The organism is Nitratireductor rhodophyticola (genome assembly GCF_019891355.1).
In the GTDB taxonomy this organism is placed as follows: Bacteria; Pseudomonadota; Alphaproteobacteria; order Rhizobiales; family Rhizobiaceae; genus Nitratireductor; species Nitratireductor rhodophyticola.
Window position 1 is genome coordinate 157,989 of the sequence record NZ_JAHSSF010000006.1, and the last position, 17,729, is coordinate 175,717.

General features: G+C 60.8%; 16 protein-coding genes and 4 pseudogenes. 12 read left to right on the forward strand and 8 right to left on the reverse strand.

The genetic code is table 11. From position 1 onward, the window contains the following. Positions 1-38: 38 nt before the first annotated feature. A complete protein-coding gene (locus KUG85_RS20605) occupies positions 39-965 on the forward strand; it encodes a GIY-YIG nuclease family protein (protein WP_223006714.1) in 927 nt (308 codons plus the stop codon). After that, positions 962-4,195 carry a type I restriction endonuclease subunit R gene (locus KUG85_RS20610; RefSeq protein WP_223006715.1) on the forward strand — a complete coding sequence of 1,078 codons (3,234 nt, stop codon included), beginning with the start codon at positions 962-964 and terminating at the stop codon, positions 4,193-4,195. Before KUG85_RS20605 ends, KUG85_RS20610 begins: the two co-directional genes overlap by 4 nt. Here the strand turns inward: KUG85_RS20610 and KUG85_RS20615 are convergent. Continuing rightward, positions 4,183-4,485, reverse strand: a pseudogene (locus tag KUG85_RS20615) (DDE-type integrase/transposase/recombinase); the annotation flags it as partial. The gene KUG85_RS20610 and the pseudogene KUG85_RS20615 sit on opposite strands and share 13 nt — an antisense overlap. 64 nt (positions 4,486-4,549) lie before the next feature. Then, positions 4,550-4,705: pseudogene (locus KUG85_RS20620) on the reverse strand (IS21 family transposase); the annotation flags it as partial. Positions 4,706-4,753: 48 nt separating this feature from the next. On the opposite strand from KUG85_RS20620, the pseudogene KUG85_RS20625 reads away from it, so the two are divergent. Further along, positions 4,754-4,915 (forward strand): annotated as a pseudogene (locus KUG85_RS20625) (IS6 family transposase); the annotation flags it as partial. A 93-nt stretch (positions 4,916-5,008) separates the two neighbouring features. Here KUG85_RS20625 and KUG85_RS20630 read toward each other — a convergent pair. Next, positions 5,009-5,707 (reverse strand): IS6 family transposase, encoded by a 699-nt coding sequence (locus tag KUG85_RS20630; RefSeq protein WP_009453084.1) that lies wholly within the window; start codon positions 5,705-5,707, stop codon positions 5,009-5,011. A 105-nt stretch (positions 5,708-5,812) separates the two neighbouring features. Here KUG85_RS20630 and KUG85_RS20635 point away from each other — a divergent pair, with 105 nt between their 5' ends. The 4 genes from KUG85_RS20635 to KUG85_RS20650 all read left to right on the forward strand — a co-directional run bounded on the left by KUG85_RS20635 (position 5,813) and on the right by KUG85_RS20650 (position 8,388). Further along, positions 5,813-5,941 (forward strand): hypothetical protein, encoded by a 129-nt coding sequence (locus KUG85_RS20635; RefSeq protein WP_456094049.1) that lies wholly within the window; start codon positions 5,813-5,815, stop codon positions 5,939-5,941. 8 nt (positions 5,942-5,949) lie between these two features. Then, on the forward strand, positions 5,950-6,375 hold the full coding sequence (gene arsC, locus KUG85_RS20640; RefSeq protein ID WP_223006716.1) for an arsenate reductase (glutaredoxin): 426 nt from the start codon (positions 5,950-5,952) through the stop codon (positions 6,373-6,375). 9 nt (positions 6,376-6,384) lie between these two features. Then, positions 6,385-7,440, forward strand: a complete 1,056-nt coding sequence (arsB, locus tag KUG85_RS20645) for an ACR3 family arsenite efflux transporter (RefSeq protein WP_223006717.1) — start codon at positions 6,385-6,387, stop codon at positions 7,438-7,440. Positions 7,441-7,644: 204 nt separating this feature from the next. Next, positions 7,645-8,388 carry a GGDEF domain-containing protein gene (locus KUG85_RS20650; protein WP_223006718.1) on the forward strand — a complete coding sequence of 248 codons (744 nt, stop codon included), beginning with the start codon at positions 7,645-7,647 and terminating at the stop codon, positions 8,386-8,388. A 61-nt stretch (positions 8,389-8,449) separates the two neighbouring features. Here KUG85_RS20650 and KUG85_RS20655 read toward each other — a convergent pair whose 3' ends face one another. Further along, on the reverse strand, positions 8,450-8,599 hold the full coding sequence (locus tag KUG85_RS20655) for a hypothetical protein (protein WP_407673721.1): 150 nt from the start codon (positions 8,597-8,599) through the stop codon (positions 8,450-8,452). Between the two features lie 3 nt (positions 8,600-8,602). Continuing rightward, positions 8,603-8,677 (reverse strand): annotated as a pseudogene (locus KUG85_RS21230) (DUF411 domain-containing protein); the annotation flags it as partial. Between the two features lie 259 nt (positions 8,678-8,936). Between KUG85_RS21230 and KUG85_RS20660 the strand changes: the two are divergent. The 5 genes from KUG85_RS20660 (at position 8,937) to KUG85_RS20680 (ending at position 12,876) form a co-directional block, all read left to right on the forward strand. Then, entirely contained in the window at positions 8,937-9,692 is a 756-nt protein-coding gene (locus KUG85_RS20660) for a MauE/DoxX family redox-associated membrane protein (RefSeq protein WP_223006719.1), read from the forward strand. A 26-nt stretch (positions 9,693-9,718) separates the two neighbouring features. After that, the gene (locus KUG85_RS20665; RefSeq protein WP_223006720.1) at positions 9,719-10,210 is read left to right on the forward strand and encodes a DUF305 domain-containing protein; all 492 of its coding nucleotides are present in this window, start codon (positions 9,719-9,721) and stop codon (positions 10,208-10,210) included. Positions 10,211-10,304: 94 nt separating this feature from the next. Then, entirely contained in the window at positions 10,305-10,655 is a 351-nt protein-coding gene (locus KUG85_RS20670; protein ID WP_223006721.1) for a hypothetical protein, read from the forward strand. An 83-nt stretch (positions 10,656-10,738) separates the two neighbouring features. Next, entirely contained in the window at positions 10,739-12,247 is a 1,509-nt protein-coding gene (locus KUG85_RS20675) for a multicopper oxidase family protein (RefSeq protein WP_223006722.1), read from the forward strand. A gap of 143 nt (positions 12,248-12,390) precedes the next feature. Next, positions 12,391-12,876, forward strand: a complete 486-nt coding sequence (locus KUG85_RS20680; protein WP_223006723.1) for a cytochrome b — start codon at positions 12,391-12,393, stop codon at positions 12,874-12,876. Positions 12,877-13,049: 173 nt separating this feature from the next. Here KUG85_RS20680 and KUG85_RS20685 read toward each other — a convergent pair whose 3' ends face one another. The 3 genes from KUG85_RS20685 to KUG85_RS20695 all read right to left on the reverse strand — a co-directional run bounded on the left by KUG85_RS20685 (position 13,050) and on the right by KUG85_RS20695 (position 17,542). Further along, positions 13,050-15,008, reverse strand: coding sequence for a M23 family metallopeptidase (locus KUG85_RS20685; RefSeq protein WP_223006724.1), 1,959 nt, complete (start codon positions 15,006-15,008; stop codon positions 13,050-13,052). Continuing rightward, entirely contained in the window at positions 14,995-17,022 is a 2,028-nt protein-coding gene (locus KUG85_RS20690; RefSeq protein WP_223006750.1) for a heme lyase CcmF/NrfE family subunit, read from the reverse strand. The genes KUG85_RS20685 and KUG85_RS20690 overlap by 14 nt, the downstream gene beginning before the upstream one ends. A 301-nt stretch (positions 17,023-17,323) precedes the next feature. Continuing rightward, positions 17,324-17,542, reverse strand: coding sequence for a heavy-metal-associated domain-containing protein (locus KUG85_RS20695; RefSeq protein WP_223006725.1), 219 nt, complete (start codon positions 17,540-17,542; stop codon positions 17,324-17,326). Positions 17,543-17,729: the final 187 nt, after the last annotated feature.

Below are 17,729 nucleotides of genomic sequence, written 5' to 3' on the forward strand. Positions count from 1 at the left end.
CAAATGAAGCTGGCAAGACTTGTGAAAGAGGTGCCCGCATGACCACCGGCGAAACCTTTGGCCGGACTATCCAGCTTTTCCTGGTCGACGGGAAACCCACGGGCTTGCGCAAGGCGACGATCCACGGCTGGACGGGTCTCTTGTTTGTCAGCGGCGCCTCAGCTTTCGGCGATCTGACAGCCCGGTCCGAGGTGGACCGGACCGGGGTTTACATCCTGTCCGGCCCGGACCCCGACAAGCCCGGCGTAACCCGAGTCTATATCGGGTCGGGGAACTCCGTAGCGGAACGGATCGAACAGAGCGCGAAGAAGCGCGATTTCTGGGAAACCGCGATCACCGTCACCACCAGCGACGACGACCTGTCGAAGGGGCACGCCGAATACCTCGAGGCCCGGCTTATCCGTGTTACCACGCAGGCAGGCCGGGTGACGCTGGACAACGGGACCCAACCCGACACCGACCGCCGCCGCCTGCCCGAAGCGGATGTCGCGAACATGGAGCAATTTCTCGCGAACCTTCGGATCATCCTGCCAGTGATTGGGCTCGACATGCTGAAACCTCAGCCGCGCGCCGTGACGCAGGTCGCGAAACCGGCTGATGATAGGACCGCCGAAGAGGTCCATTTCGAAATCCGCCACAAGAGCGGCGTCCAGGCGACCGCCGTCGAAGAGGACGGTGAGTTCGTGGTGCTGGAAGGGTCCGAGGCCCTGATCGGGACCGGGTATGTCCAGCAGAGCTATGGCGGGTTGAAGGACAAGATGATCGCCGAGGGCGCCTTGGTGCCGCACGCGAAGGACCGGATGCGCTTCGCAAAACCCTGGCCGTTCAGCAGCCCCTCGGCCGCCGCAGCGGTGGTGCTGGACCGGAACAGCAACGGGCGGCTGGAGTGGAAGGTCCGGGGATCGAAGCTGAATTATCACGAGTGGCAGCAGGCGCAGGCCGGCGGTACGGAGGTGACGGAATGAGCGACCTGCATCACGAGAAGCACCTCGAGTCCTACATTGTCCAGAAGCTCGCAGCCGCAGGCTGGCTGGTCGGCACGACCGACGCCTATGACGCGGACCGCGCCATTTATCCAGAGGATCTCGAACAGTGGCTGCGCGCCACCCAGCCCCAGAAATGGGACCGGATCCAGGCCATGAACGGTGACAAGACCCTGCAGGTAATCATGGACCGGCTGGAGACGGCCCTGGAAAAGCAAGGGATGGTCCAGACGCTGCGCCGAGGCTTCTCGATCGCGGGCGCGGGGCATCTGGACCTGTCTGAAGCGGCCCCGGAGGACCAGAGGAACGATGCCGTCCTGCACCGCTATGGGTCGAACCGGCTACGGGTCGTGCCGCAGCTGAAATATCACGCGGGCCGCGAGCTCGCCATAGACCTCGTCCTGCTCCTGAACGGTCTGCCGCTGGCCACAGTCGAGCTGAAGACGGACTTCACCCAGTCGGTCGAACACGCGAAGGCGCAGTACCGCAAGGACCGGCTCCCGGTCGACCCGGTCACAAAACGCAAGCACCCGCTTCTGACGCAGCATCGCGGCGCGGTCGTCCATTTCGCAATGTCCGACAGCGAGATCTGGATGACCACGAAGCTCGCGGGCGACGACACCTTCTTCCTGCCCTTCAACAAGGGCGACAACGGCCGCGCCGGAAACCCGGCCCGGGCCGACGGGGAATACCCGGTCGCCTATTTCTGGGAGGAGATCTGTCAGCCCGACGCGTTCCTGCGGATCTTCCATAGCTTTGTCTATGTCGAGAAGAAGAACGTGGTGGACTTGAAGGGGAACTGGTCGGTCAAGGAGACCCTGATCTTCCCCCGGTTCCACCAGTTCGACGCGGTCAACAAGATGATCGGCGACGCGAAGGCGAAGGGCCCGGGGCACCCCTACCTGTGCGAGCACAGCGCCGGGTCCGGAAAGACCTCCACCATCGCCTGGACGGCGCATGACCTGGTGAAGCTGCGCCGGGACGACGGGACGCCGATCTTCGACACGGTGATCATCGTGACGGACCGGAACGTGCTGGACGGGCAGCTGCAGGACGCGGTCCAGCAGATCGACCACCAGAAGGGGCTGATCGCGGCGATCGACCGGGAGACCTCGTCGAAGTCGAAGAGCGAACAGCTGAGCAAGGCGATGCTGAAGGGCACCCCGATCATCGTGGTGACCATCCAGACCTTTCCCTTCGCGATGGAGGCGATCCTGACCGAAAAGTCTCTCCGGGACCGGAACTTCGCGGTGATCATCGACGAGGCGCACAATTCCCAGACCGGAAACACGGCCTCGAAACTGCAGGCAACGCTGGCCCTGTCAGCCAAGCAGGATATGTCGGAGATGACGGTCGAGGACATCCTTCTGGAGGTCCAGCGGTCTCGGAAACGGCCGGCGAACGTGTCCCATTTCGCCTTCACGGCGACCCCGAAACATTCGACCATGATGCTGTTCGGACGGCCGACGGACCCGACGAGGCCCGCGGCGGACGACAACCTCCCGGCCTCGTTCCACAAATACGAGATGCGCCAGGCGATCGAGGAAGGGTTCATCCTCGACGTGCTTCGCGGCTACGTCCCCTACAAGACGGCCTTCAACCTCGGGCAGGAGATCGTCGAGGAGAAGCGGGTCGACGGGAAGGCAGCAAAGCGGGCCTTGGCGAAGTGGATGACGCTGCATCCGACGAACGTCACACAGAAGGTTCGGTTCATCATCGAGCACTTTTCAAAGAACGTGGCCCACCTGCTGGACGGGAAAGCGAAGGCCATGGTGGTCACCAGCTCCCGGGCCTCTGCAGTCCGGTACAAGCGGGCGTTCGACGCCTTCATTGCGGCGAACCCGGAATACGGGAACATCCGGACCCTCGTCGCCTTTTCGGGCAAACTGACCGGGCGAGAGGTCATGCACCCGAATGACGACCTGTTGCAGGGGGATGCGTTCGTCGTTGAGGAGGATGCGGAGTTCACCGAGGCGAACATGAACCCTGACGCGGGCGGCAAGGACCTGCGCCACGTCTTCGACCGGCCGGAATACCGGATCATGCTGGTGGCGAACAAGTTCCAGACCGGATTCGACCAGCCGAAGCTAGTCGCGATGTATGTAGACAAGAAGATTGCGAACGCGGTCGAGATCGTCCAGACCTTCTCTCGTCTGAACCGGACCTTTCCCGGGAAGGACCAGACCTTCATCATCGACTTCATCAACGACCCGGAAGTGGTTCGGGCCGCTTTCGCCCAGTATGACCGGGGCGCCAAGATCGAGGAGGTGCAGGACCTCAACGTCATCTATGACCTGAAGGAGTTCCTCGACGATCAGGGGGTCTATGACGAGACACACGTCCTCGACTTCCAGAAGGCCCGGTTTCGGACAGCGACCGCCGCCGCCAGCGGCACGGATGACGAGGCAGCGCACAAGGCGATGTACGCCGCGACGCAGGAACCGACCGACGCCTATAACCATCGGCTCACGGAGCTTCGAAACCGGGCCACAGAGGCCGAGAACGCCTGGCAGAAGGCGAAAGCGGTCGGGAACGAGGACGGGATGAAGCGCGCCGATCACGAGCGCGAACAGTTCGAGACAGCGATCGTGTCGCTGACGGATTTCAAGGCAGGCCTGTCCCGGTTCGGCCGCCTTTACGCCTATGTCGCTCAGCTGATCGATCTCGGTGACCCAGACCTTGAGGTCTTCGCCGCTTTCTCCAAGCTGCTCGCGAACCGTTTGGACGGGGTGCCCGCTTCCGAGATCGACCTGCACGGGATCGCGCTGACTGGCTATGACATCTTGGAGCGAGAGGAGCCTAAGGACGGGGAGGATGAGGAGCCGCCGACCCTCGACCCGGTGAAGGGCGGTGGCGGCGGTAGGCGGCCTGGAGCGCTCCCGGTCTACATGCAGGAGCTGATCGAGCGCCTGAACAGCCTCTTCGGAGAGGCTAGCCCGCTCGAGGACCAGGTCGCTTTCGTGAACCAGGTCGCCGCGATTACCCGCCAGAACCCGGTTGTGATGGCCCAGATCGACAAGAACAGTAAGGATCAAGCGATGAAGGGGAACCTGCCTGGCGCGGTGCAGGCGGCAGTGGTCCGGGCCATGTCCTCGCATAGCGCACTCGCCACGCTTCTCCTTAGCAAGGATCGGCAGGCCCTGCCGATCCTTGAAGGGGTGATCTACGAGATCCTAAAGCGAGGCGAGACGTTGGACCTTTCTCCCGATTGATCCTGCAGAACTCTTGATGGCGATGTCCGCTCGAGCGTCTGGACGACATCCTCGCCGCGATAGGAGAAGCGCGGATCGACCGCTGGGCAATAGCGGGAATGAGTGTCGACAATGGTCAGGACACGAAGCTTCTTGCCGGTCGCGAGCTGGTCATGGACAAAATCCATGGCCCACACATCGTTCGGTCCGATGGCCTCTTGGCGATCCTCCCTGAGCTTGACCTTCACCCGTCGCTTGGGGTGCCTGTTCCTGAGCTGTAGTCCCAACTCATTGTAAATCCTACGGGGGCGATGTCACATAAACCTGAGCATGGACGCACCGGGCCCTGCGGCGGCTCGATCAGGTGCCGATGTGTGTCAGATCCTCGCGCGCCTCCTTGTCGAGATTGCGGAACGCGGCCGACAGGCTGTCGCTGCGATGTTCATGGGGAGCACCACCAAGCAGCCACAGCGCGTTCTGCAGGCCTTCCGCCAACGCCACGAAACTCTCGCCGCCGAGGACGACATGGGCGGGGATTGCCAAGTTGATTACGGCTTTGCGTGAGGATAGGCGATCATTATGAGAACTCCACCAACAATGCCGCGCCTGAAGGGCTTTCGTTTTCCTCGCGAGATCATCTCCTACGCCGTCTGGGCTTACCATCGGTTTGCACTCCGCACGGCCGATGTCGAGGATCTGCTTGCTGAGCGTGGCGTGGTCGTCAGCCGGGAGACGGTTCGGCGGTTTTGTTGCAACGGCTGATTTGAAGCGCAAAGGGGGCGGTTTTGTTGCAACGGCTGATTTGAAGCGCAAAGGGGGCCGGTCCGAGGCCAATTATGCGGCAAGAATTGCGAACTGTTCGGCTAGGGACGGATTCGGATTGAAGGCGTATCTCGCCTGTCGCTTGCGCATCATGTGAACCATCTCGATGCCGGACAGGATGATCGCGGCTGATGCCTGTGATTTGAAGCCAAGCATTGGCCGGACGCGGCGCTTGATGCGCCGATGATCCTGTTCAATCCGATTATTCAGATACTTACTCTTGCGGATTTCGATCGGCTTCAGCCGGCGCCGAGAACGATCCTGCAAGCGATTTGTGGTGTCACAGGAAACGATAGCCTCGTGGTTGGTCTGGCTACCATCAATAACGACGCAGCCTGGCCGGCCATGCCGATTCAGCGCCTTTGTGAAGAACCGTTTGGCCGACGGCAGGTCACGCTGCTCGCTGAACCAGAATTCGACCGTGTCGCCGACACTGTCGATGGCGCGGTATAGGTACATCCACTGGCCGCGGACCTTGATGTAAGTCTCGTCGATATGCCATCTGCCGGTCACGTTCCGCTTCCGTCGGTTGAAACGCTCCAGCAATAGCGGTGCGTAGCGGACGGTCCAGCGGTGAATGGTCGTGTGGTCAACGGCAATGCCTCGCTCGGCCATCATTTCTTCCAGGTCCCGCAGGCTCAGACTGTAGGCCAGGTACCAGCGCACGCAAAGCAGGATGACTGACTGGTCAAACTGGCGGCCCTTGAACATTCAATCCTCCGAAAGATCAGAAGCTCTCCTTGCCACAAAAACGGTATTCAAAACGTTGCAACACAACCGGCGAAGGAAGCCGCTTTCGTCGCCGCCTTCCGCTACATGAAGAACCGCATCTCGGCCTTCACGTCCCTGCCGGTCGCCAGCCTCGACAGGGCGTCGCTGCGCGTGAGGCTGACCGAGATCGGCCAGTCCGAGGGCGCGTCCTCTTCCCGAAACAGCGCGGCGTGAGGCGGGCCATGGACGTCATCATCTATCACAATCCCGCTTGCGGCACCTCGCGCAACACGCTGGCGATGATCCGCAATGCGGGCGTCGAGCCGCATGTGGTCGAATATCTCAAGACGCCACCGTCCCGGGCGCTGCTGACCCAGCTCATTGCGCGCATGGGCATCCCGGTGCGCGCCCTGTTGCGCGTGAAGGGTACGCCCTATGCCGACCTCGGCCTTGGCGACCCTGCGCTGAGCGACGAGCAACTGCTCGACGCCATGATGGCGCATCCCATCCTCATCAACCGGCCCATCGTCGTCAGCCCCAGGGGCGTAAAGCTGTGCCGGCCGTCCGAGGCCGTGCTCGACCTGCTGCCGCCGCAACAGGGAGAATTCGTCAAGGAAGATGGCGAACGGCTTATCGATGAGCATGGCCGCCGCGTCGCGACGGCTTAAGGGAACATCATGTCGACATTCGAACGTTACCTGACCCTGTGGGTCGCGCTGTGCATCGTCGTGGGCATCGCCCTCGGCCATCTTCTGCCGGGTGTCTTCCAGGCGATCGGCGGAGCCGAGATCGCCAGCGTCAACCTGCCGATGGCGGTGCTGATCTGGCTCATGGTCATCCCCATGCTACTCAAGATCGACTTCGCAGCACTTGGCGCGGTCGGCCGCTACTGGCGCGGCATCGGCGTGACGCTGTTCATCAACTGGGCCATCAAGCCCTTTTCCATGGCGCTGCTCGGCTGGCTGTTCGTCAGCTGGCTGTTCCGCCCCTATCTGCCGCCCGGCCAGATCGACAGCTATATCGCCGGCCTCATCATCCTCGCCGCCGCGCCCTGCACCGCCATGGTCTTCGTCTGGTCCAACCTCACCAGGGGCGAACCGCATTTCACCCTGAGCCAGGTCGCGCTCAACGACGCCATCATGGTCGTCGCCTTCGCGCCCATCGTCGGCCTGCTGCTGGGCCTGTCGGCCATCACCGTGCCCTGGGGCACGCTGGTCCTCTCGGTCATTCTCTATATCGTCATTCCCGTCATCGCCGCGCAGGTCATGCGCCGCCGCCTGCTGGCCACCGGCGGGCAGGCCGCGCTCGACGGGCTTCTGGCAAAGCTCGGTCCGGTTTCGCTCGTCGCGCTGCTGGCGACGCTGGTCTTGCTGTTCGGCTTCCAGGGCGAGCAGATCATCGCCCAGCCCGCGATCATCGGCCTGCTGGCCGTGCCGATCCTGATCCAGGTCTATTTCAATTCCGGCCTGGCCTATCTGCTCAACCGGCTGGTCGGCGAGCAGCATTGCGTCGCCGGTCCCTCGGCGCTGATCGGCGCGTCCAACTTCTTCGAGCTCGCCGTCGCCGCCGCCATCAGCCTGTTCGGCTTCCAGTCCGGCGCGGCGCTCGTCACCGTGGTCGGCGTGCTGATCGAGGTGCCGGTCATGCTGTCCGTCGTCTGGATCGTCAACCGCTCCAGGGGCTGGTACGAGCGTGGCGCCGGGCTTTCCTTTGCGACAGACGCTCGTCGTTGACGCTTTCGATCGCGATCGGGGAATGAAGCAGAAGCGGGGCCTGGTGCTACGTTTTGCGGCATGGTGCAGCTGTAGTTCACGCCCTGAGCGTCACTTCTTCAGTACGACGTGGCAGACATTTTACCGATCGCCTTAACTGGATCGGCACCATCCAATTGATACCTGCCTGCGAAACAGGAACAATCGAGATGTGAGAGACGCGCGTTGAGGTATCCCTCGAGCTATGTGGTTCGAAGAACAGCGATTACAACACTGGTTGCGGCCTGCCTGACGACATCGATTTCGACAGGAGCCCGTTGGCTCGTCGGTGCTGAAGCCGACGCGATCACCATCGCGGTAAGGCTGGTTCTGCCGTTTGCTGTCGGAATTCCGATCAGCCTCCTGATCTTCACCCGCTTCGAGCAGCTGGATCGCTCCTATCGGGAAATGCTTCAGAAGAACGCGGAACTGAGCCGGCGCGCCATGACGGATCCGCTGACGGGCCTGCTCAACCGGCGCAGCTTTATCGAGCAGTTCAAGCTTGCGCAGTCGATCGGCGTGGGAGGCACCTTCATCCTTGCCGATATCGACTATCTGAAGCAGATCAATGATCGATACGGCCACAGCGTGGGAGACGAGGCCGTGCTTGCGGCATCCGCTGCCTTGATGCGCGTCCTCGGGGAGGACGCACTGATCGCCCGCATTGGCGGTGACGAGTTCTGCGCGTTCGTCGCACGTATCGACGGCAAGAATTTCGACATGCTGCGCCGGCGTGTCAACGAAGAAACGATGCAGGAATTCCGTAAACGGAGCGGACTTGGCGACTATGCGTTATCGATGACCATCAGCCAGCAGCGCTGTCGGCCGGGAATGTCGTTCAAGGATATGCTCGTGAGGACCGACAGGGATCTGTATCGTTTCAAGCGCAACCGTCCTGTCCACGCGCCTGCACTGGATCCTGCCGCATGAGTTGTGGAAGGCCATCGTGAGATGGACCGTTCGGGACCCCTCCCATCGCCTTCATCCTGATCTAGTAGTGGGCGAAGGCCGAGCGACCGGCTGGGCCGAACAAGGTCACGACGTACGCATTGCGCCGCCGGCCGATCTCCATGCCGGCGAACCGAGCACCCTGCACGGCGATTCCCGCCGCCAAAGGGCGTTCGGCGATCAAGCGCAGCACGTCCCCGGCAGGAATATGACCCTCGACCGCATAGCCTGCGATGACGCCGGTGTGGCCGGATTGCAGACCGACCGGGATGCTCGGTTCGCCTTGAGGGACGCCAGATCATCGTCAGACGATCTGCTACGGTAAAGCACGCGCCCAACCCAGTCACCTCAGCAACAAGGTGCTGCTCCCGCCTCTGCCCTTGTATGGCAGGGGAGGTTGCCATCAGCCCGCCGGGACTGATCGCCAATGGAACTCCCAGGCCGGCTTTGCGGTTTATCCGTGGTGGGAGGATTGCATCTACGCAAGAGCGCGTCAGGGCAAAAGGCGCCGCATATCGAAGGAGCGGAGAATGGCATCTGGAAAACACGCCGAACTCCACCGAATGGTGACGGCGGAGCACACCTGTCCATGGGGTCTGAAATCGCTCGATCTTCTCAGGCGCGAGGGCTACGAGGTCGAGGATCACGAACTGAGTTCGCGCGCCGAGATCGACGCCTTCGAGGCAAAGCACGGCGTCGAAACGACGCCGCAGACTTTCATCGAGGGGCGACGGATCGGCGGCTATGACGATCTTCTCGCCTTCTTCGGCAAGGAGGTGAAGGACAAGGACGCAACGACCTATACGCCCGTGGCCGCATTGTTCTCGATGGCGGCGCTCATGGCGCTCGCCGCGAGCTGGGCGGCATTCGGCAGCCTGATCACCGTCGAGGGGGCAGAGTGGTTCATCGCCTTCGCCATGTGTCTCCTTGCGCTTCAGAAGCTCAAGGACGTGGAGAGTTTCTCCACCATGTTTCTCAATTACGACCTGCTGGCGCAGCGCTGGGTGCGATATTCCTATATCTACCCGTTCGCCGAGGCGCTGGCCGGCATCCTCATGATCGGCGGTGCGCTGATGTGGCTGTCCATACCCGTCGCCCTCTTCATTGGCACAATCGGTGCGGTCTCGGTTTTCAAGGCGGTTTACATCGACAAGCGCGATCTGAAATGCGCCTGCGTCGGCGGCGACAGCAACGTGCCGCTGGGCTTCGTGTCGCTGACGGAAAACCTGATGATGGTCGCCATGGCCTTCTGGATGCTGCTCAAGCCGGCCGGCCTCGGCCACTAAATCGGCCACTAAAAAGGAGTACCGATATGGCGCAGTCCTCTCATCCCGGTCAGCTGGATCACGGCTCCGGCGGTCGTCCCTATCTGATGTTCTGGATCAACATGGCGCTCGGCCTGATCGTCATGTATTTCGTCATGTTCACGATGATCGACGGATTGCGGGATTTCCGCAACAACATCAACATGCTCTACATGGCCATCACCATGTGGGCGCCGATGGGCATCGTCATGCTGGCGACCATGCCGAGCATGTTCCCCCGCAAGCGGCTTAACATCGCCCTCCACGTCGCGTTCCTGGCGCTGACTATAGCATCCTTCGGCGCCACCCGCGCCCAGGCGCTGATCGACGACCGCCAGTTCATCGCCTCGATGATTCCGCATCATTCCGGCGCCATCCTGATGTGCCGGGAAGCTGATCTGCGCGACGCCGATCTGGTCGCGCTCTGCGGTGAGATCACCAAGGCGCAACGCGAGGAAATTGAGCAGATGGAACGGATTGATGCGCGCCTCGGCCAGTAAAGGCAGCCATTGCCGGCTTCAGGGGCCGATGTTGCGGAACCGGAGATCATGTCGCATGGACATTGCGGTCCGATGGCGGAAATTCCTATGAATCATGCGTGTGATAGTCGTGCTCATTACCGTCCTGATGATCGGGATCGCCCCGGCGCTGGCGCGCGTCTATCCGGCCTCGATGGCCACCATGCCGGCAGCCGATATGATGAGCATGGCGAGTCAAACGGATACCATGGCGGATGCTCATGGTTGCACCGAACAAACGGATTGCTCCCGCGATGCGGCTTCCTGCGCGTGGATCTGCGCCGGATTGCAGGTCTTTGCCGGCATTTCCGGCGAGGGCGACACGCATCGCATGACCCGCTCGGTTCCGGACCCGCAGGTCCTTTACCTGTTGCAGGGCATTGAGCCGGTTCTGGCCGAACGACCTCCCAAGCCGCGTCTCCTCTGAAACTTTCACCGATCCGGGCATTCCCGGACGGACAAACCTTCAATTCAGAGACAAGGAACCGGACGGTTCCCTTGGAGACGATCATGACTTTGATGTCCAGACGCGGCTTTCTCGCCGCGAGCGCCGCTGCACTTGCGGTAACGCCTTTCGCCCGACAGGGCTTCGCCCAAACCCCGGCCATCGGCCTGCGAGCCAGTTCGCGGGTGCTCGATATCAACGGACGCGCCGCGACCGTATGGGGCCTTGAGGGGCCATCGGGACAGGGCCTCGTGCTCGACCCCGGCCAGCGCTTTCGCGTCGACCTCACCAACGACCTGCCCGAGGCGACGCTGATCCACTGGCACGGGCAGATCCCGCCCAACGAACAGGACGGCGTTCCGGATATGCCGATGCCCAGAATCGCGCCCGGCGAGACCCGAGGCTACGACTTCGCGACCATTCCCGGCACCTACTGGATGCACGCGCACATTCCCTTGCACGAAATGCGCCTTCTGGCTGCGCCGCTCATCGTGCGCAGCAAGGAGGATGCAAGCGCCGACCGGCAGGACGTGGTGATGTTCCTGCACGATTTCGCCTTCAAGTCACCCGCCGAGGTGATGGAAGAAATCACCCGGGGTCATTCGTCTTCCGGCCAGGCCGGCATGAAACACGGCGCCATGCAGGGCGCTGCCAGCGGTAACGACAGCCGCGGCGGCGGCATGAATCATGACATGATGCAGGGGATGCAAGGCGGCAACGGAATGGCCATGAACGGCATGGCCGGTATGGCCGGTATGGCGATGGACCTGAACGACTATGACTGGGACGCCTATCTGGCCAATGACCGCACGCTTTCCGATCCCGACGTGATCCGCGTGGAGCGCAATGGCCGCGTGCGGCTGCGCGTCGTGAACGCGTCCGCGGCCACGGTGTTCTGGATCGACACCGGGCGGGTCGAGGCGCGGCTGGTCGCGGTTGACGGCCAGGCTATCCAGCCTCTCACCGGTTCGCGGTTCGGCGTCGCCATGGCGCAGAGGCTCGATCTGGAGCTGGACCTCGACGGCGCGGACGCCTGGCCGATCCTTGCGCTGCGCGAAGGCGCGCGGGAGAGGACCGGCCTCATTCTTGCCGCGTCGGGGGCGGCTGTGCCCCGGCTGTCCCTGTTGGCCGATGAAGAGGCGCCCGCCTTCGACACCGACCTGTCGCAGGAAAAGCGCCTCGTCGCGCTTGCGCCGCTGCCGGAACACGAGGCACAGCGCAGTTCCATGGTGACGCTGGGCGGCACGATGCAGCCCTATCGCTGGACCATCGACGGCAGGGTCTGGGGCGAGCATAAACCCGTCACCGCGCGTTCGGGCGAACGCGTCGAGATCATGCTCCACAACATGTCGATGATGGGCCACCCCATGCACCTGCACGGCCACACGTTCCAGGTCGTCGGCGTGAACGCAAAGCGCATTTCCGGCGCGCGGCGCGACACGATCTATGTGCCGCCAATGGCGATGGTAACGATCGCGCTCGACGCCGGCGAGGCGGCGCGCTGGATGCTGCACTGCCATCACATGCCGCATCTGGAGACCGGCATGATGACCGAGTTCGCGGTCTCGGCCTGAAATACGGGGCGGGGCGCTCTCGCGCCCCGCCTGAGACTTGCAACCGCGCGATTGATCGCGTCTCGGCCGGAACCCGGTGCCGACTAGGTGCAATCGGGCTTTCCGTTCATTCGATTTCAACGCCTTTTCGCGAGAACCTGACCATGAAAGCTGGCTACTCGCTCATTCAGATCGCACTGCACTGGCTCGTCGCGACCCTCGTGCTCGTCCAGTACCAGACGGGCGGCAGCATCGGGCGGACGCACGACGCCGTGCATGCAGGGCTTCAGCCGAACCCGACCGACCTGCTGCTTCACTCCGTGCACAACTGGTCCGGAATGGCGATCGGGGGGCTCATGGTGCTGCGGCTGTTCCTGCGCTGGCGCTCCCATGGGATCGTGCCGGTTCTGAAGCGAGAGAGCCTCGAATCAGCGGCGGCCCAGCTTCTTCACCTCGGCTTCTACGCCGTGCTTCTGGGACAGGCAGCGATCGGCTTCATTGCAAGCTATGTCACCTTCTCCATCGCGCCGTTTCACGTCTTCGGTTCGAATCTAATCCTTGCGATGCTCGCTCTTCATATTGGCGCAGCGATCGTCCATGCCGCTATGCGTGACGGGGTCGTGGTCCGCATACTTCGCCCTCGGGTTTGAGTTCCTAGGCTAACCTCGCGCGGCGCGACAGCGGTCATGCCTCATCTTTGCTATAGGTTGGGATGTCGCGTCCAGTCGGGTTGAAATTACAACAATGGTCTTGGGTCTTTTTTCCCATCAGGATTGGCGGACCGACGAGATTCAAGGCAATTCAGAAGCTTGCTTAAGAGGCCCTAGATGTTTTTGTCGTGGATCGTCGTGCTGGCGGTGAACCATCTATCGTCTTCGAGCAGGTTATCGATTCGCTTTTTCTCGGCTAGGAATGCGGTCAATGCAGCACCGGACAGCCCTTGCCGCGATGGAAGTCGGACGCGCATCGGATCAACTTTCTTTCCGTTTATGAGCAGTTCATAGTGAAGGTGATTGCCGGTTGATTGGCCGGTCGACCCTACGTATCCGATGATCTGGCCTTGGCGAACACGTGCGCCCGGAATCACACCGTCCGCAATTTTGCTTTGGTGATTGAAAGTGGTCAGGTACCCATCGCCGTAGCGGATCGCTGTTTGGCGCCCGTAACCACCATTCCATCCAGCACGATCGACGGTTCCGTCTCCTGGTGCGATGATTGGTGTGCCTCTCGGTGCAGCCCAGTCGACTCCTGTGTGTGGACGCACGTATCCCAGTATAGGATGGCGTCGATTGCCGAAGCCGGACGTGAACCGGCCAGTGGGAATAGGATTCCTCAGCAGGAAACTCCGGGTAGTGCGCCCTCCTTCATCAAAATAGTCAACGGTATCATCGGTCAACTGGAATCGATAAAAGCGGCGGGTGGCGCCGTCTATCCTGGCTTCGACGTAGAGGAGCCGAGAGTTGCTTGTAGCCCTGTTGTTCTCGTCAGGCTGGGAATAGAACATCTCAATCTGGTCTTCTGGACCGATGGGAGCTTGCAAATCGACATTGGTGGAAAGCAACCGTACAAGCTGGCGCGTCATCGGCTCCGTCAATCCGTGGGAGAGGCTGGCGCGGTAGATGCCGTCATATATGGTTGGTGCGTCGACTGGCGCCTTTGCCAGATGCCTGCTGCGGCTTTGAATTGCCTCCGACACGGCGGATATGGGCTCGGGCTCATCGCCCTGGACGTATTTCAGCTTGTCATTCAGTGCTATCGTTGCCACATGCGCGCGTGCTCTATAAATGCTGGCACGAACAACATGGCGAGCCAGCCCCCGTCTGTCGATACCCAGTCTTACTATATCGCCTGGTTGCAAAGTCTCGGTGCCGAGCGTTGCGACAAGTGCTTCGACTATGCCGTCCGAGCTCGCTCCAACATAACCTCCTTCTTCAAATGTTTTGGCTATTTCGCGCTCTGAACGAACCGTAAGAACATCTTCTGTATACTCCGCGTATCGAGTATCTTCGATATTGCGTCTGGCAATAGAGACGTTCTGTTGGACAATCCGGACATTGGCACTGGCATCCAAACTTGCGGTGGGTCCGCCCGCGCCAAAGCGATTGGGATTGACATACGAGAGCGACGCGACTTCCACATTGCCAATAGTGACGAATTCGGAAAGCTCACGCACCACGATTTCCACTTCTTCGGAGGAAAGGGCGCTTGTCGCTTCAAAATCAGCTGCTTCGAGGGGAAAATCTACCGTTCGCAGTCGGACGACGCCATCGACATTCGTACCATAAATAGCGCTATCGAAGGAAGTATCCTGCACCGGGTCTTCTTCGGTGAATATAGTCAATGGATCAAAAGGAGGGTACGTGCTACCGGCGGCGTGGCCGGTGACCAGGGACATTTTCATCTGCACGAATGGCCTCATCGCGACCACATCCACATCCCCAGATTTTGTCATGGTGGACACGTCGATACGTCGCCCCTCCGACAAGTTCGTCAGGGCGCGTGTCGGCATCAATCGGTTTGTCTTTTTGAGGGCCGGACCATCGAATTTCATTCCAGCTCGTTCCGAGTCGAGAAGTTCCGGTGTCCTCACCACTTGTTCGCGACTTTCGAGAGCAGTGAATAAAGCCGTTCCCATCAACAAGCTGGAGGTAATACCGGTGAGGACTGTACCACATAGCCATCGAGCCGAGACTTCGCGCCGATCGATAGATGTCGATCGGCGTCCAATCACCAGGGGCGGCTCGATTCCGATCTGAGCGACGATACGTTCAGTTGGTTGCATTCCGATGGCTTCCAGAGTGTTGTCCTAGAGCCCCCAATTCTGCCCTAGTCTCACCTTTTAACCTGCGCGCGGCCGGCGCACCGACGCGGAGCCTGCGATCAAATAGCGATATGGTCCCGCCCAGCATCATCACCGCGCCGCCAAGCCAGATAAGCAAAATCAGCGGCTTCCACCACACGCGCACCACGAGGCCGCCGTCGGGCGTGGTATCGCCAATCGAGACGTAGAGTTGGCTGAAACCCCGCGTCGCAATTCCGGCCTCCGTGGTCGGCATTTGGCGCGCGGTGTAGAGCCTCTTGGACGACATGATTTCACCGAGGACACTACCAGCCTTGTCGACATATGTGAATTGACCGCGCTCTTCGGAGAAGTTCGGTCCCTGATAAGGCGCAATGCCCTTGTAGCTGAGAGTATAGTCCGCGATTGGCAATGTTTCGCCGGGGCGCATGACGACAATCCGTTCGATTTCCAGCGATGTGACGGCGACGATGCCCATCACCGTAACGCCCAATCCGAAGTGTGCCAGGGCCGTTCCGTAAACCGAACGCGGAAGGCCTTTGAAGCGGCTCCAGACGACAGGCGGAGCTAGCGTCCCTACGCCAGATTTCAAAGCAATGTCGGTGAGGGCCCCGAACATCAACCAGAGCGCGAGACCGGCGCCAAAGGTCGCCAACGCACTGGCGCCGTCAATGACGAAAAAGCCCACGAGCGCTGCCAACAAAGCTCCTCCCAAGGCCACGAACAAACGGTGGGAGACGGCATAGAGGTCGCCGCGCTTCCACGCGAGCAGAGGCCCAAACGGAACCACGAGCAGCAGCGGGACCACGAGAGGGACAAAGGTTAGGTTGAAGAAGGGGGCACCAACAGAAATCTTGTCGCCTGTCACCACCTCGATCACCAGCGGATAGAGCGTGCCGATCAGTACCGTTGCGGCTGCTGTTGTCAGAAACAGGTTGTTGAAGACCAGCGCCCCCTCGCGCGAAATCGGATGAAACAGCCCGCCTGGCGTCAATCCAGGCGCGCGCACCGCGAACAGCATGAGTGCACCGCCAATGAACAGTATGAGGATCATCATGATGAAGACCCCGCGTGCGGGATCGCTCGCGAAAGCGTGAACCGACGTCAGCACACCGGATCGGACCAGAAAGGTGCCGAGCAGCGAAAGCGAGAAGGTCAGGATCGAGAGTAGAAGCGTCCAGATTTTCAGCGCCGAACGCTTCTCCATCACAATCGCGGAATGAAGCAAGGCCGTGCCCGCCAACCACGGCAGAAAGGACGCGTTCTCGACGGGGTCCCAGAACCACCAACCTCCCCAACCAAGTTCGTAGTACGCCCAGTAAGAGCCCATCGAGATGCCGCCGGTAAGGAAGATCCATGCTGTGAGCGTCCATGGCCGCACCCAGCGCGCCCAGGCAGCATCGATCTTTCCCTCGATGAGAGCGGCAACTGCGAAACTGAAGCAGACTGAGAAGCCGACATAGCCCAAATAGAGTAGTGGGGGGTGTATCGCGAGGCCGACATCCTGAAGTATCGGGTTGAGATCCCGCCCCTCCATGGGAGCGGGATTCATCCGGATAAACGGGTTCGAGGTCATCAGGATGAAGAGGAGGAACGCTGCCGCCACCAATCCTTGCACCGAAAGAACATTCGACCGGAGCGTCGCCGGCAAATTGCCGCTAAACCAAGCCACCAAAGCCCCGAAGAATGTAAGGATCAGCACCCACAGGAGCATCGATCCTTCATGGTTTCCCCATACGCCGGTGACCTTGAAGAGCATTGGTTTTGCTGAGTGCGAATTCTCCCAAACATTTGCCACCGAGAAATCAGACTGAACGTAGGCAAGCGTCAGTGCGACAAATGACAGCATCGTGAACAGAAAGCACATCATCGCGGTCGGATCCGCGACGGCTGTCAGCCTTGGATCGCCAAACTGTGTTCCAGCAAGCGGCACCGCGAACTGTACGACCGCCAGGGAGAAGGCCAGCACGAGCGCAAAATGCCCAAGTTCAACAATCATCCCGACGCTCCTGCGCCCCATCGGCCAAGCCGCTCGTCTCACCAAGGATGTTCCAACTGAAGAATCTTGATGTCGCAAGCTTCGTGGGAACCGGTAGCGCCTCTAGTTGGGTGAGGTTCAAGACCCCTCCCCAAGATTATCCGCCTACCGCGATCTCCTTTCAGATGGATGGCGAGGGGTGGCCTTTCGCATCAGGCAGGATCTCGACACTTTCGATGCACAGCAGCTACTGATCGCCCTAGGCGGGCGGCTTTCGCGGGCAGTTGTGCTTATGCGGCCGAACCGGGGATTGAATTGCTTATCGCTGCACGTGGTAGCCTACATCTTTGACTGCCTCGTAAATCGCGTTCTGGGACACTTTTCTGGTGTCGAGTTTCACAAGTGCGCTGCTGTCAACCAGCGAAACCTTTACAGCCTCGATGCCCGGCAATCTCCGCACCGCCCTCTCGATAGTGCCGACGCAATTGGAACAATCCATGCCTCCAATCTTGAACTCGATAATTCTTGATGCTGTCATCGACGACTCCTGAATGGCGATGACGTCCAATCTGGGACCTGCAGTTCCTATAGGGTCAATAGCTTCCCCTCAGAAAGTTTGGATTGTTGTATTCGCCGAGATGGCACGCATATCCCCCTGGCCTCTTCCTTCGTTACCTGCTGGGGCGATGAGACCAAACTTGGCCTTTCCGGACCCTCTCTCAGTA